The sequence below is a fragment of the Methylobacterium segetis genome (assembly GCF_004348265.1).
Taxonomy (GTDB): domain Bacteria; phylum Pseudomonadota; class Alphaproteobacteria; order Rhizobiales; family Beijerinckiaceae; genus Methylobacterium; species Methylobacterium segetis.
Genome location: NZ_SMNT01000020.1, coordinates 24,213 through 38,682 on the forward strand (window position 1 = coordinate 24,213; position 14,470 = coordinate 38,682).

The following is a 14,470-nucleotide window of genomic DNA, read 5'->3' on the forward strand; positions in this document are numbered from 1 at the left end:
CGTCTACAAAGCGCGACGAGGCACGATCTGGCGTGCGGCAGAAGATTGAGTACAGTTATCAGGTTCGGAGATCGTCACCAGCGGCGAAACACTCCGTTCAGGTCGCGTGTCGCGCAGGCTCGGGCGGCGCTCGGCGTGGATCGAGACCTCGCAGCCTGCCACATCGGCATCGCGTTCGTTGCGCGACGTTCTTTAGAACAGCGCCGTTCCCAAACATCCCGGCCGGCCCTTCTCGCCTCCGAACCATGAGGCAGCCGCCCCGCTCGCGGTGGCGATCCCAGTTTCAGGAACGGGTTCGTCCCGCAGCGCGTGCGCATCGGCGCGTCAGGCGCCGAGGCAGCACTTCTTGAACTTCTTTCCCGAGCCGCATGGGCAGGGATCGTTGCGGCCGACGTCCCGGAACGGGTTGTGGGCGGGCTCGCCCGCGCCCTCCAGGGTCCAGGCCAGGGCCGCCAGCGGATCGTCGAGATAGCCGAGGCCGCGCTCGTCGAGGTCCCGAGTGTCGTTGGGTCGTGTCTCGGACCGGCGGAGCGCGCCGCGGAACCAGGCTGGGTCGGAGAATTCTGGCGGCAGCCGCCCGTCCTTGCGCGCCGCCTCGACGCGGGGCGCGAGGTCGCGCAGGCCGGTCAGCGCGATCGCCTCCTCCCAGCCCACCCAGCCGGCATCGCCCTCGACCGCGACGCGCTTGTCGTCGAATCGCGCGAGCATCCCGGCGGCGGCATCCCTGTTGATGCGGCCGTCCCGAACCAGGAAGGCGGTGGCGGCCAGAGCCTCGTTGCGCACGAGGTCGTCCGTGGTGCTGTCGAGGACGAGCGCGAAGAGCGCGTCGGAGTCGCCGTCGTAGAGGCTCGCGAGAACCTGCGGCAGCGTCGTGCCGGCGGCATCGCCGAGAAGGTCGTCGATCGTCTCGCCGTCCTGCCGGAGCAGGCGGAGCAAGGGCGGAAAGGCGCGCCCGTCCCGCACGGCGGCGAGCACGTGCAGGCCCCAGAACAGGAGGTTCGCCTCCTCGTCCGTCAATTCCGCGCCGGTTCCGGCCGCGTCGAGGAGGCGCAAGACCTCGCCCGAGATCGCCTCCGGCGCGGCGAGGGCCTCGCGCAGCGCCTCCTCGGGCAGGAAGTCGGCCTGCCCGAGGCGCCAAATGAGGTCGGTGCCCGTCACGAGCGCAGGGTCGCGCCGGTCTTGCGGGCGACCTCGGCGACGATCCGGGCGCTCACCGCCTCGATCTCGGCATCCGTCAGCGTCTTCTCGAGGGGCTGGAGCCGGACCGCGATCGCCACCGACTTCGAGCCCTCGGGGATGCCGGTGCCCTCGTAGATGTCGAACACGTCGATGCCGGCGATCAGCTTGCGCTCGGCGGCCTGCGCGGCCTTCACGACATCACCCGCGGCGACGTCGCGGCCGACCACGAAGGCGAAGTCGCGCGAGACGGGCTGGAAGTCGGAGAGAGCGAGCGCCGGCTTCACCTTGGTCGGCTTGAACTTCGGCAGCGGCAGCGCGTCGAGGATGATCTCGAACGCGACGAAGGTCCCCTTCAGGTCGAGCGCCTTGAGGATGCGCGGATGGACCTCGCCGAAATGGCCCACTTGGTTCTTCGGTCCGAATTGAAGGGTGCCCGAGCGGCCGGGATGGAGCCATTCGGGGCCGCCCGCTGCCACCTGCAGGCCGCCGATGGGCACGCCGAGGCCGGCGAGCAGCGCGAGCGCGTCGGCCTTGGCGTCGAAGGCGTCGACGGCGCCTGCCGTGCCATCCCAGTGGCGCCCGCCGCCCGCGTGGCCCGCGCTGCCCCGGCGCACGGCCGCCGCGCGGATGGTCTGATCCTCCGGCTCGTCCCCCGCGAAGCACTGGCCGACTTCGAACAGGGCGACGTCGGGATAGCCGCGGTCGGCGTTGCGCTGGGCGGCGCGCAGCAGGCCCGGCACGAGGCTCGGGCGCATGTCCGAGAGGTCCGAGGCGATCGGGTTGGCGAGCGCCAGCGCCTCGCCGCCGCCGCCGAAGAGCACGGCATCCTCGTGCGGGATGAAGGACCAGGTCACGGCCTCCATCAGGCCGCGGCTCGCCAGCGCGCGCTTCGCCACGCGGGTGCGCTTCTGGATTACGGTCAGCACCGGCTTGGCGGCGCCCGCCACGAGGCGCGGCAGGGGCTTCGGCTCGATCCGGTCGAGGCCGGCGATGCGCACGATCTCCTCGACGAGATCGGCCTTGCCCTCGATGTCCGGCCGCCAGGAGGGCGCGAGCACCTTCACCCGGTCGCCGGTGCCGGCCACGTGGAAGCCGAGGGTCTCCAGCGTCACCTTCATCTCGGCCCGCGAGAGCTCGATGCCGGCGAGCCGCCGGACCTCCGTCCAGGGGAAGTCGATGACGTGGCCGGTCTCGGGCACCTCGCCCGCGATCGTCGCCTCGCTGGGGCTGCCGCCGCAGATGTCGAGGACGAGGCGGGTCGCGAGGTCGAGCCCGGGCAGGGTGAAGGCCGGGTCGACGCCGCGCTCGAAGCGGTAGCGCGCGTCCGTGATGACGCCGAGGCGGCGCCCGGTCTGGGCGATGTTGGCCGGGTCCCACAGGGCCGATTCGATGAGCACGTCGACAGTGCCCTCGTCGCAGCCCGAAGCCTCGCCGCCGATGATGCCGGCGATCGATTCAACACCGCGCTCGTCCGCGATCACGACCATCTCTTCGGTGAGCGTGTGGGTGCGGCCGTCGAGGGCGCGGAGCGTCTCGCCGTCCCGGGCCCGGCGCACGGTCAGCCCGCCCGCGACCTTGGCCGCGTCGAAGACGTGGAGCGGGCGCCCGCGGTCGAAGGTCATGTAGTTCGTGATGTCGACGAGGGCGTTGATCGGCCGGAGCCCGATCGCCCGCAGGCGCGCCTGCATCCAGGCCGGCGACGGGCCGTTGCGCACGCCGCGCACGAGCCGCAGGGCGAAGAGCGGGCAGAGCTTGGCGTCCTCGCCCGCGAAATCGAGGGCGACGGGGACCGGGCAGGCCCCTTCTCCGCGCACGGGCGGCAGCGGCTCGCGCTTCAGGATCCCGATCCCGGTCGCCGCGAGGTCCCGGGCGATGCCGTGGATGGAGGTGCAATCCGGCCGGTTCGGCGTGAGATTGATCTCGATGGTCGGGTCGTCGAGCCCGGCATAGAGGGCGTAGGGCTCGCCGACGGGGGCGTCCTCCGGCAGGTCGAGGATGCCGTCATGGTCGTCGCCGAGGCCGAGCTCGGCGCCCGAGCAGAGCATGCCGCGGCTCTCGACGCCGCGGATGGAGCCGACCGACAGGGTGATGTTCTTGCCCGGGACGTAGGTGCCGGGCGGCGCGAAGACCGATTTCATGCCTGCGCGCGCGTTCGGCGCCCCGCACACCACCTGCAGCGGCTGCCCGTCGCCCGCATCGACCGTGCAGACGCGCAGGCGGTCGGCGTTCGGGTGCTGCTCGGCGGTGAGCACCTTGGCGACGACGTAGGGCTTCAGCGCGGTCGCCTTGTCCTCGATGCCCTCCACCTCGAGGCCGATGCGCGTGAGCGTCTCGGCGATCGTGTCGAGGGAGGCGTCGGTCTCGAGGTGGTCCTTGAGCCAGGAGAGGGTGAATTTCATCGGAGCCGTCCTTCGGCGCCGCTTCCCGTCGGAGCGGGGGGCGCCGGCCTGGATGAGGGAGCGACCCGGCCGACGCCGGGATCGTGGGAGAGCTCAGGTCAGCCGGTGAGGCCGCTCACGAGGCTCGGCACGTCGAGGGGCCGGAAGCCGTAATGGTCGAGCCAGCGGACATCCGCCTCGAAGAAGGGGCGCAGGTCCGGCATCCCGTATTTCAGCATGGCGATGCGGTCGATGCCGACGCCGAAGGCGAAGCCCTGCACGCTGTCCGGGTCGAGCCCGCAATTCCGGAGCACGTTCGGGTGGACCATGCCGCAGCCGAGGATCTCCAGCCAGTCGTCGCCCTCGCCGAAGCGGATCTCGCCGCCCTTGCGCGAGCACTGGATGTCGACCTCCGCCGAAGGCTCGGTGAAGGGGAAGAAGGAGGGGCGGAAACGCATCTTCACGCCCTCCACCTCGAAGAACGCCTTGCAGAACTCCTCCAGCACCCATTTCAGGTTCGCGATGTTGGCCGAGCGGTCGATCACGAGCCCCTCGACCTGGTGGAACATCGGCGTGTGGGTCTGGTCCGAATCGTGCCGGTAGGTCCGTCCGGGGATGATCACCCGGATCGGCGGCGCCTCAGCCCGCATCGTGCGGATCTGGACGGGCGAGGTGTGGGTGCGCAGCACCTTGCGCTGCCCGTTCCGGTCGGGGCGCAGGAAGAAGGTGTCGTGCATCTCGCGGGCCGGGTGGCCCGGCGGGAAGTTGAGCGCGGTGAAGTTCAGCTCGTCCGTCTCGATGTCCGGCCCCTCGGCCACCGAGAAGCCCATATCGGCGAAGATCGCGGTGATCTCGTCGATGACCTGGCTGATCGGGTGGATCCGCCCGCGCGCCTCCGGCGCCTCGCGCAGGGGCAGGCTCACGTCGATCCGCTCGGCCGCGAGCCGCGCCGACAGTGCCGCCTCGGCCAGCGCCTCGCGCCGGCTCGTGAGAGCGCCCTGCACCCGGTCGCGCAGGCCGTTGATGAGGGGGCCGCGCTCCTTGCGCTCCTCCGGGCTCATGGAGCCGAGGGTCTTCAGGAGGTCCGACACGCTGCCCTTCTTGCCGAGTGCCGCGACGCGCAGGGATTCGAGCGAGGCCACGTCGGAGGCCGCCTCCACTTTCGCGAGGAGATCGCGTTCGAGGGTGTCGAGATCGGTCATCGCTGTCCTCGGGCCGCCCGGCCGGGCGGGTCGGTGATGCGGGGTGCTTGTTCCGGCTCGCGCGCGCCGATGCAAGGGGCGCCGGCCGGCAGGGCCCGGAAATGACGAGGGCGCGGCGCCATCCGCGCCGCGCCCCTCGCCGGAACGTCCTGCTCTCGCGTGCGCCGGAGCCGTTACGCGGCCTTGGCGGACGGGAGGGCGGCCTTGGCCTTCTCCACCACCGCCGCGAAGCTCGCGGGCTCGTGGATGGCGAGTTCGGAGAGCGCCTTGCGGTCCACCACGATGCCGGACTTGGCCAGCCCGTCGATGAAGCGGGAATAGGTCAGGCCGTGCTCGCGCACCGCCGCGTTGAGCCGCTGGATCCAGAGGGCACGGAAGGTGCGCTTCTTGTTCTTGCGGTCGCGGTAGGCGTATTGCAGACCCTTCTCCACCGCCTGCTTGGCGATGCGGATCGTATTCTTGCGCCGGCCGTAATAGCCGCGGGCGGCCTTGAGGACTTTCTTGTGCTTCGCGTGACTGGTCACGCCGCGCTTGACGCGGGCCATGGTCGATCTCCTGGACTAAAGAAAAACAGATTCGAAACGTCGTGAGGGACTTACCGCGCGTTCGGCAGGAAGTACTTCTTCACGTTGGCGGCATCGCCCTCGAAGAGGGTCGTCGTGCCGCGCAGGTTGCGGATCTGCTTTGTGGTCCGCTTGATCATGCCGTGGCGCTTGCCGGCCTGGGCATACATCACCTTGCCGGTGCCGGTGATCTTGAAGCGCTTCTTGGCGCCCGACTTCGTCTTCAGCTTGGGCATTTGGCTCTCCGTTGGGCAAGGCCCGTCCGACCCGGAAAGGGCCGGACCCCTCGCGTGCGATCGATGCTTCTGGTGGAGCAACACGAACCGCCACGGCAGCCCTATCCGGCCGGGCGGTTCGACGCGCGGGGCTTATGACAGATCGGCGACGCCGATTCAATCACTTCGCGGCGCCCGCTGCGACTTCCGCGCGACGCGCGCGCCCGGATATGGCCCCGGACGTGCATCGGCGTGTCTAGCCGGGCCGGCAGGACTCGTGAGTGCGGGCGAACAACAGGAGGGATAGCGGGGACATCTGCGGCGTGCGCCAAGATTTCGGTAACGCGCCAGCCCCACCGGAACCATAACCTTGGCTGTCAGTTTCGTTCATGTCCCACTCAGGCCGGATCGGGTTAGCTCTCCGAAACGCTCGTCCTCACAGGAGACTTTTTCGTGCGCATTGCCCAGATCGCCCCGCTCTCGGAGGCCGTGCCTCCGAAGTTCTACGGCGGCACAGAGCGCGTCGTGTCCTGGATCACCGAGGAACTCGTCCGGCAGGGACATGACGTGACGCTCTTCGCGAGCGGCGACTCGGAGACCTCGGCCAAGCTCGCGGCCTGCACCCCCGAGGGGCTGCGGCTGCTCGGCTACCGCGACCACACCGCGAGCCACCTCGCGATGCTGCATCACGTCCGCCGCCGGGCGCACGAGTTCGACATCCTGCACTTCCACATCGACCTGCTGCAGTACCCGATGTTCGAGGACATGAACCACAAGTGCATCACCACGATGCACGGCCGCCTCGACGTGCCGGACTTCATGCCGGTCTACCGGACCTTCACCGGCATGCCGCTGGTCTCGATCTCGGACAACCAGCGCGAGCCGATGCCGCCGAACGTGAACTGGGCCTCGACGATCCATCACGGCCTGCCGGCGCAGAACTGCCCGTACTACCCCGACGCCAAGGGCGGCTACCTCGCCTTCCTCGGCCGCATCTCGCCCGAGAAGCGCCCCGACCGCGCGATCGAGATGGCGAAGCGCTCCGGCGTTCCGCTGAAGATCGCCGCCAAGGTCGACAAGGCGGACCAGGAATATTGGGACGAGGTCATCGAGCCGATGATCCACCATCCGCTGATCGAGTATATCGGCGAGATCAACGAGGAGCAGAAGAAGGACTTCCTCGGCAACGCCCTCGCCCTCGCCTTCCCGATCGACTGGCCGGAGCCCTTCGGCCTCGTCATGATCGAGGCGATGTCGGCCGGCACGCCGGTGATCGCCTTCCGCAACGGCTCCGTGCCCGAGGTGATCGCCGACGGCGTCAGCGGCGTCCTGTGCGACAGCATGGACGAGGCGGTCGCGGCGGTGGACAAGGTCAAGGCGATGAGCCGGGCCGGTGTGCGGCGCCATTTCGAGAGCCAGTTCACGGCCGAGTGCATGGTCCGCAAGTACGTGGCGGCCTACGAGCAGCTCCTCGCCGGCCAGTCCGACGTCATCAAGCTGCCGACCGCGTCCGCTTTCGCCCCGCATTACGGCGAGATGAACGGCTCCGCCCGCCCCTCGCTTTCGGCCGCCGCGATGCCGGCCTGAACGACCCAGCGCGGCACGGCGCCTGCACGGGTTAACAGGCCCTCGCAGGCGTCGTAAGATCGCCCAACTCAGACGGTCCCAAGGGCCGCCGCTTCGCGATCCAGAGCGATTCGGCGGCCCTTTCGATTCGCGTCCCTCGACAATCCGGAGAAGCCCAGCATGGCGGCGGAAGACATGACGGCGAAGGCACACGCTCCCGATGCCGAGGCGCCGCAGCGCGCCTTCGGGTTCCAGGACGCCGACGAGGTTCTTCCGCAATACCACATCGAGGCGCAGACCTCCCTGGTCGAGCGCCCGCTGCGCTCGCTCAAGTTCGGCGAGGCCTTCGCCGTCCTCGACAGCTACGGCGACATCGGCGTGCTGCCCGGCCCCGAGGGGCTCTACTTCCAAGACACGCGCTACCTCTCGCGCCTGCATTTCACGATCGAGGACCAGCGGCCCCTCCTGCTCTCCTCGGTGATGCAGGACGACAACGGCGCGCTCAGCGTCGACATGACGACGCCCGACCTCCGGATCGACGCGCACGACGACAGCTCGATCCCGCGCGAGGTGATCGCGATCGAGCGCACCAAGTTCCTGTTCAAGGGCAGCTGCTACGACCGGATCGGCCTGCGCTCCTACGATTCGCGCAAGCGCACCTTCCGCATCACCCTCACCTTCGACGCCGATTACCGCGACCTGTTCGAGGTGCGCGGCACCAACCGCACGCAGCGCGGCAAGCGCTCGGTGCAGGTGGCGAGCGAGCGCGAGGTGCAGTTCCGCTACGTCGGCCTCGACGAGGTGGTGCGCACCACCGCCGTGCATTTCGGGCCGAAGCCGAACCGCATCGAGGCGGGCCGCGCCGAGTTCGAGGTGACGCTGGCTCCGGGCGAGCGCGCCTCGCTGTTCATCCGCGTCGTCTGCGAGTCGCACCGCGCCTTCACGAGCGCGCCGGCGGCCGAGAAGGTCGGCGAGGAGGCGGCGGCCGGCCTCTCGGCGGCCGCGGGCAGCACGGGCGTGCGCCCGCCGAAGGGCCTCGCGGAGGGCGTGGTGTTCGCCCGCGCCTACCGGGACGCGCGGCGCGACCAGCGCCAGCTCACCGCCGGCATCACCACGATCATCTCCTCGAACGACCAGTTCAACGAGGCGGCCTGCCGCGCCACCGCCGACCTCTACATGCTCGCGAGCCGGACGCCCGAGGGCATCTATCCCTTCGCCGGCATCCCCTGGTACTCCACCGTATTCGGCCGCGACGGCATCATCACGGCGATGATGTCGCTCTGGATCGACCCGAACTTCGCCAAGGGCGTGCTGCGCTACCTCGCCTCGACCCAGGCCAAGACCATCGATCCGGCGGCCGACGCCCAGCCCGGCAAGGTGCTCCACGAGACCCGCCGCGGCGAGATGGCGATGCTCGGCGAGGTGCCGTTCCGGCACTATTACGGCACGATCGACGGCACGCCGCTCTTCGTGATGCTGGCCTGGGACTATTACGCCGTGACCGGCGACCGGGACACGATCGCCAGGATCTGGCCGGCGCTCAAACTGGCGCTGACCTGGATGAACGAGTACGGCGACCGGGACGGCGACGGGTTCGTCGAATATGCCCGCGATACGGACAAGGGCCTCGAGAACCAGGGCTGGAAGGACAGCCACGACTCGATCTTCCACGCCGACGGGCAGCTCGCCAAGGGGCCGATCGCGCTCTGCGAGGTCCAGGGCTACGTCTACGCCGCCAAGAACGGCATGGCGAAGCTCGCCGCCATGCTCGGCCACGACGCGCTCGCCGAATCGCTGACGCATCAGGCCCGCCAGCTCCGGGAATCCTTCGACAAGGCGTTCTGGAATGCCGAGATCGGCACCTACGTGCTCGCCCTCGACGGCGAGAAGCGGCAATGCGCGGTGCGCTCGTCGAATGCGGGCCACGCCCTCTTCACCGGCATCGCCCTGCCGGAACGGGCCGCGAGCGTGGCTGCACAGCTCCTGTCCAAGGACGGGTTCAACGGCTGGGGCGTGCGCACGATCGCCCGCGGCGAGGCGCGCTACAACCCGATGTCCTATCACAACGGCTCGATCTGGCCCCACGACAACGCCCTGATCGCGCTCGGCCTCGCCCGCTACGACCTGAAGCCCGAGGCCTCGCGCATCTTCCAGGGCATGTTCGACACGGCCCTCTACCAAGACCAGAAGCGCCTGCCGGAGCTGTTCTGCGGCTTCATGCGGCGCCGTCAGCGCGGGCCCGTGGCCTATCCCGTGGCCTGCAGCCCGCAGGCCTGGGCGGCCGCCGCCCCCTTCGCGTTCCTCGCGGCCTGCCTCGGCCTCGAGCTCGACCACGCCCGCAACCGGGTCCGCTTCCGCAACCCGACCCTGCCGGCCTTCCTCGACGGCGTCTCGATCTTCAACGTGAAGGTCGGCTCCTCGCGCATCGATCTGCGCATCCAGCGCCACGCCGACGACGTGACGGTGAACGTGCTCCGGCGGACGGGCGACGCGCAGATCGCGATGCTGAAGTGAAGCGGCACGCACCCTCTCCCGTTCGGGAGAGGGTCGGGACGAGGGGCCGCGTCGGCTTAGGAGCGTCGGCCCCTCAGAGGCCGAGGCGTTTCCGCAGGCCGGCCAGCCCCCGCCCCTGCTGCTGCGCCCTCAGGCGTTCGAGCCGCTCGCCCGAATAGGCCGCGACGAGGTCCGTGTTGCAGCGGTGCTGCGTCAGGTTGCGGTGGAGGAACTCGTAGACGCCGATGGCGCGCACGTCCGTGAGCCGGCCGTCGCGCCAGATGTGGAGCTGGGGGAATGTGTCCAGCAGCCATTCGAGGAAGCGGCGCGGGCTCTTGTCGTAGGACGCGATCTGGCACCACGAGTTGAACTCGAGCATCACCACGGGCTCGAACCGGGCGAGGATCTCGGACGCGCCGAGCAGCGCCTCGTGCTCCAGCCCCTCGATGTCGATCTTGATGGCGTCGAGCCGCGTGATCCCGGCCTCGGCGGCGATGTCGTCGAGGCGGCGCATCGGCACCGGCGTGCTTGGCACCGAAGCCATGGTCGCCTCGGCCACCACGAAGCCGAAGGCGGAATGGTCGAAGAACGGGACCGTGCCGGTCTCCGATCCCACCGCGCAGTGGATCGGGCGGATGACCGAGGCGCCGTGCTCGTAGACGTTGCGCGAGAGGGCCGCGAAGTTCCGCGGGGCCGCCTCGATCGCGTAGATCCGGCCCCGGCGCGCCGTCTCGGCGGCGACGAGCGCCGTCAGGCCGATATTGGCACCGACGTCGAGCGCGACGGAATCCGCCTCCAGCACCCCTTCGCAGAACTGCCGGTAATGCCAAAAGCGGCCGGCCGTGTAGCGGGCGAAGGCGGGGTCGCCGGCGGGCGCGTGGATCAGGCGCATCCGCCCGGCGAGCGGAACCCGCCTGGACAGGAAGGCGTCGGTCGAGGGAGCGGTGGCCACAGGGTCCATCTCATGAAAAGGGCGCCGCCCCCGGAGGAGGCGGCGCGCTGTCGAAACGGTGTGGGCGAGGAAGTCGTCGGCCGCGCTTCAGCGCGGAGCGAGGACCATGATCATCTGGCGGCCTTCGAGCATCGGCTCGCTCTCCACCTTGGCGATCTCGGCGGTCTCGACCTTCACGCGCTCCAGAAGACGCAGCCCGAGATCCTGGTGCGCCATCTCGCGACCGCGGAAGCGCAGCGTGATCTTGACCTTGTCGCCCTCCTCGAAGAAGCGCTGCACGGCCTTCATCTTCACGTCGTAATCGTGCTTGTCGATGCCGGGGCGGAGCTTGATCTCCTTCACCTCGACCGTCTTCTGCCGCTTGCGGGCTTCGTTCTGCTTCTTCTGTTCGTTGAAGCGGAAGCGCCCGTAATCGAGGAACTTGCAGACGGGAGGCGTGGAATTGGGAGCGATCTCGACGAGATCGAGGCCAGCCTCTTCGGCAAGCTGAAGGGCATCGAAGAAGGGCACGATGCCACGGTTCTGGCCGGTGTCATCGATGAGCTGCACTTCGCGAACGCCGCGGATGTCCCGGTTGGCGCGCGGCCCGTCCTTCTGCGGGGCCGGCATGGCTCTCATAGGTCTACGAATGGCTGTATTCTCCTCAAGCAACGACGAAACGGCAGTCTGCGGCACCGAACGTGAGTGCCCCGACCACCGAACGCTCCGGCCTTTCCCGGATGCGACACCTTGGCCGATCCGCTTCACAAGTCAACATCCGAGACTTGCCGCAGTTCACGGGCGGTGACGGCCTGTCGGGCCGGATCCCCGAAGACCTTGGCCGGCCTCTGTACGATCCCGTATTGTCCTCAGATGCGAACGATCCTTCACCGGGGCAAGAGCCGGGCGTAGACGCCGAGCGTGTCGGCGACCATCCGCTCCAGCGAGAAATGGGCCTCCACATGCGCCCGCTCGCGCCGCGCCAGCGCGTCCCGGGCGCTCGCCCCGAGGGAGAGCGCCTCCGCCAGGGCCTTGGCGAGCGCGCCCGCATCGCCCGCCGGCACGCGCCAGCCCGTGCGCTGTCCCGGCGCCACGTCGGGCGGGCTCAGCACCGTCTCCGGTACCGCCCCGAGGTCGGACACGACGACCGGCGTGCCGAGCGCCTGCGCCTCAACGGCCGAGCGCCCGAAGGCTTCGGGCTCGATCGAGGGGACGGCGACCACCGAGGCGGCGCGGAAGGCGGCCGGCATGTCGGTGCAATGGCCGACGCGGCGGACCACGCCCGCGAGGCCACGGGCAGCGATCAGCGCGTCGAGTTCCCGCTCGTAGGCCGCCCTGCCCTGCGGATCCCCGGCGAGTATCACGGCGAAATCCCCGAGGCCGCGGTCGCGCATCAGCGCCGCCGCCTCGATCAGGACGCGCTGGCCCTTCCAGGCGGTGAGACGCGCCGCGAGCAGGATCACCCGCTCGTGCGGGGCGACGCCCCAGCTCCGCCGCAGCGCCTCGACCCGGGCGGCACCGACCGCCACCGGGTTGAAGATCGCGAGATCGGTGCCGCGGTGGATCACCTCGACGCGGTCGCCCGCCTGCTCGGCGTGGAGCGTCCGGATCCGGTCCGCCGTGTAGTGCGAGTTGGCGATGACCACGTCGCCGCGCGCCATCACCGAATTGTAGAGCACCTTCACGCCCGTCCGGCCGGAATAGCTGCCGTGATAGGTCGTCACGAAGGGGATCTTCAGCCGCCGCGCCGCGCCGAGGGCCACCCAGGCCGGCGCCCGCGAGCGCGCGTGAATCAGCTGCACGCCCTCGCGCCGGCACAGGCTCATCAGGCGCCGGACGTTGAGGGCCATCGCGACCGGGTTCTTCGCGGCCGCCGGGAACGGGACCCAGATGCCGCCCTTCGCCTGCAATTCGCCGACGAGGCGGCCGCCTTCGGTGGCCACCAGCGGTCGCGCGCCGGCCTCGGCGAGCCCCGCCGCGACGTCGACGGCCGTGCGCTCGGCACCGCCCGCCTCCAGCTCGGGGATGATCTGCAGGATGCAGGCGCCCGCGAGCGGGCCGATCTCCGCCGGAAAGGCAGGGCCAGGGCGTGGCTCGCCGCTCATCGGAGCGCGGCCCGTGGCGGGGCGTGAGGATGGCGTGCCGGGGCTCGGCCGCCCCCTGAATGTGCGGTCATGGTTGGAAGGATCGCTGCACCCCCTAACGTCCGGGTAAACGGAACCCTTGCGCGCCGCATCGACATTGGTGGATGCCCGCAATCAACAGGTAACCCTCGCAACAGCTAACCCCCGCGGCAGGAGATCGATGCAGACCGAGAGCGCTCATCCGGCTGAGGCAGGCCCGGACTTCATCACCGTCGAGGCGGGAGGCGAGCGCCGCCGCATCGCCGTGAGGGTGCGCGAGGGGGCGGGGCCGCCCGTCATCTGGCTCGGCGGCTTCCGCTCCGACATGGGCGCCACCAAGGCGATGGCGGTCGATGCCTGGGCAAAGGAGGCGGGGCGCAAGCTAATCCGCTTCGATTATTCGGGCCACGGCGCCTCGGATGGCACCTTCGCCGAGGGCACCATCTCGGCCTGGCTCGCGGACGCGGAGGCGGTGATCGCGATCTGCGCCCGGGAGCGTCCAATCATGATCGGTTCGTCCATGGGCGGATGGATCGCGTGTCTCGCGGCGCGCGCCCGCCGCGAGCGCGGCGAGCCGCCGCCGGCGGGCCTCGTCCTGATCGCCCCGGCCCTCGATTTCACGGAAACGCTGATGTGGGATCGCTTCCCGCAGGAGGTCCGGGACACTCTGTTGCGGGACCGGGTCTGGCACTGTCCGACGGACTACGCCCCCGAACCCGACCCGATCTCCCTCGACCTGATCGAGGACGGGCGCCGGCACCTGATGCTCGATGGCCCGCTCGATTTCGGCTGTCCGGTCCACATCCTCCAGGGCCTGGAGGATCCGGACGTGCCGGCAGCCCATGCCTTCCGCCTCGTCGAGCGGCTGCCGAAGGCGGGGCTCGTGCTCACGCTGATCGCGGACGGCGACCACCGGCTGTCGCGCCCCCAGGACATTCGCCGCCTCGTCGCGGCGGTGGCCGAGATGGCGTGACGGCGGCCCGGATGCGATCCGGGCCGCGGCACGGTCAGTGCAGGCTGACGGTGTGGAGGTCGTGCGCCATCGCGTTCGCGACGACGACGTCGCGCGAATCGGCGAGGAGGATCGGCGCGCCGCTGGCCGAGAGCAGGGCGAACAGATCGAGCCCGGGCGTCAGTTCCGGCGCCTGCGGGAAGAACCGCTTCACGTCGTCCGAGCGGATCGGGCGGACATAGGCAATGTGGCCTTCGCCGAGAGCGGCGAGGTCGGCGGGGTTGAACTCCGCCGGATCGAGATCGGCGGCCGTCAGGGGGTTCTGGTTGAGGTCGGTCATGTCATGCCCTCCTTCCGAGGCAGAGCTTGGGGCCGGTTTGCTGTCCCGAGGCGACGCCGGCCGGTGGGAAGTGGCCGAGCGCGTCAGTCGCGGGACGCGATGGCGATCTTGCGGACGACCCGCTCCGGTTCCGGCCGGGCGAGGTCGATCGAGAGGAGCCCGTTCGAGAGGTCGGCGCCGAGCACCTCCATGCCGTCCGCCAGCAGGAAGGCCCGCTGGAACTGACGCGCGGCGATGCCGCGGTGGAGGAATTGCCGCTCGCGCTCGTCCACCTGCCGTCCGCGGACGACGAGCTGGTTCTCCTCGAGCATCACGTCGAGCTGGTCGCGGGTGAAGCCCGCCACCGCCAGGGTGATGCGGAGCCGGTCCGGCTCCTGCTCCGTGCGCGTCAGACGCTCGATATTGTAGGGCGGATACCCGTCGTTCGCCGCTTTCGAGACGCGATCGAGAGCCTGCTCGATCTCGTCGAAGCCGAGGAGGAACGGATGTCCGAACGGAGAGGGACGCGTCATCGCCGGTCTGAGTCCT

General features: G+C 69.9%; 13 protein-coding genes. 3 read left to right on the top strand and 10 right to left on the bottom strand.

The window, feature by feature from the left end; genetic code table 11:
* Nucleotides 1-324: 324 nt before the first annotated feature.
* From E1J50_RS07400 to rpmI, 5 genes are all read right to left on the bottom strand, one after another.
* The gene (locus E1J50_RS07400; RefSeq protein ID WP_132251998.1) at nucleotides 325-1,158 is read right to left on the bottom strand and encodes a DUF1186 domain-containing protein; all 834 of its coding nucleotides are present in this window, start codon (nucleotides 1,156-1,158) and stop codon (nucleotides 325-327) included.
* Complete coding sequence (gene pheT, locus E1J50_RS07405) at nucleotides 1,155-3,578, bottom strand: phenylalanine--tRNA ligase subunit beta (protein WP_132252000.1); 2,424 nt, start codon at nucleotides 3,576-3,578, stop codon at nucleotides 1,155-1,157. Before pheT ends, E1J50_RS07400 begins: the two co-directional genes overlap by 4 nt.
* Nucleotides 3,579-3,676: 98 nt before the next feature.
* Nucleotides 3,677-4,759, bottom strand: a complete 1,083-nt coding sequence (gene pheS / locus E1J50_RS07410) for a phenylalanine--tRNA ligase subunit alpha (RefSeq protein WP_132252003.1) — start codon at nucleotides 4,757-4,759, stop codon at nucleotides 3,677-3,679.
* Nucleotides 4,760-4,932: 173 nt separating this feature from the next.
* Nucleotides 4,933-5,304 (bottom strand): 50S ribosomal protein L20, encoded by a 372-nt coding sequence (gene rplT / locus E1J50_RS07415; protein ID WP_132252005.1) that lies wholly within the window; start codon nucleotides 5,302-5,304, stop codon nucleotides 4,933-4,935.
* 50 nt (nucleotides 5,305-5,354) lie between these two features.
* Nucleotides 5,355-5,558 (bottom strand): 50S ribosomal protein L35, encoded by a 204-nt coding sequence (gene rpmI, locus E1J50_RS07420; RefSeq protein ID WP_007561407.1) that lies wholly within the window; start codon nucleotides 5,556-5,558, stop codon nucleotides 5,355-5,357.
* Between the two features lie 432 nt (nucleotides 5,559-5,990).
* On the opposite strand from rpmI, the gene E1J50_RS07425 reads away from it, so the two are divergent.
* A complete protein-coding gene (locus E1J50_RS07425) occupies nucleotides 5,991-7,124 on the top strand; it encodes a glycosyltransferase family 4 protein (RefSeq protein ID WP_132252007.1) in 1,134 nt (377 codons plus the stop codon).
* A gap of 159 nt (nucleotides 7,125-7,283) precedes the next feature.
* On the top strand, nucleotides 7,284-9,617 hold the full coding sequence (locus E1J50_RS07430; RefSeq protein ID WP_132252009.1) for an amylo-alpha-1,6-glucosidase: 2,334 nt from the start codon (nucleotides 7,284-7,286) through the stop codon (nucleotides 9,615-9,617).
* A gap of 73 nt (nucleotides 9,618-9,690) precedes the next feature.
* Here E1J50_RS07430 and E1J50_RS07435 read toward each other — a convergent pair whose 3' ends face one another.
* The 3 genes from E1J50_RS07435 to E1J50_RS07445 form a co-directional block, all read right to left on the bottom strand.
* Nucleotides 9,691-10,548, bottom strand: coding sequence for an FkbM family methyltransferase (locus E1J50_RS07435; RefSeq protein ID WP_165937811.1), 858 nt, complete (start codon nucleotides 10,546-10,548; stop codon nucleotides 9,691-9,693).
* Between the two features lie 87 nt (nucleotides 10,549-10,635).
* Entirely contained in the window at nucleotides 10,636-11,157 is a 522-nt protein-coding gene (infC, locus tag E1J50_RS07440; RefSeq protein WP_245516469.1) for a translation initiation factor IF-3, read from the bottom strand.
* 257 nt (nucleotides 11,158-11,414) lie between these two features.
* Nucleotides 11,415-12,632 carry a glycosyltransferase family 4 protein gene (locus E1J50_RS07445; protein WP_132252014.1) on the bottom strand — a complete coding sequence of 406 codons (1,218 nt, stop codon included), beginning with the start codon at nucleotides 12,630-12,632 and terminating at the stop codon, nucleotides 11,415-11,417.
* Nucleotides 12,633-12,831: 199 nt separating this feature from the next.
* On the opposite strand from E1J50_RS07445, the gene E1J50_RS07450 reads away from it, so the two are divergent.
* Nucleotides 12,832-13,623, top strand: coding sequence for an alpha/beta hydrolase (locus E1J50_RS07450; protein ID WP_132252016.1), 792 nt, complete (start codon nucleotides 12,832-12,834; stop codon nucleotides 13,621-13,623).
* Nucleotides 13,624-13,657: 34 nt separating this feature from the next.
* On the opposite strand, the gene E1J50_RS07455 is transcribed toward E1J50_RS07450, so the two are convergent.
* Together E1J50_RS07455 and E1J50_RS07460 are read right to left on the bottom strand one after the other, a co-directional pair.
* Nucleotides 13,658-13,942 (bottom strand): BQ00720 family protein, encoded by a 285-nt coding sequence (locus E1J50_RS07455; protein WP_132252019.1) that lies wholly within the window; start codon nucleotides 13,940-13,942, stop codon nucleotides 13,658-13,660.
* 83 nt (nucleotides 13,943-14,025) lie between these two features.
* Entirely contained in the window at nucleotides 14,026-14,454 is a 429-nt protein-coding gene (locus tag E1J50_RS07460; RefSeq protein ID WP_132252022.1) for an Hsp20 family protein, read from the bottom strand.
* Nucleotides 14,455-14,470 lie beyond the last annotated feature (16 nt).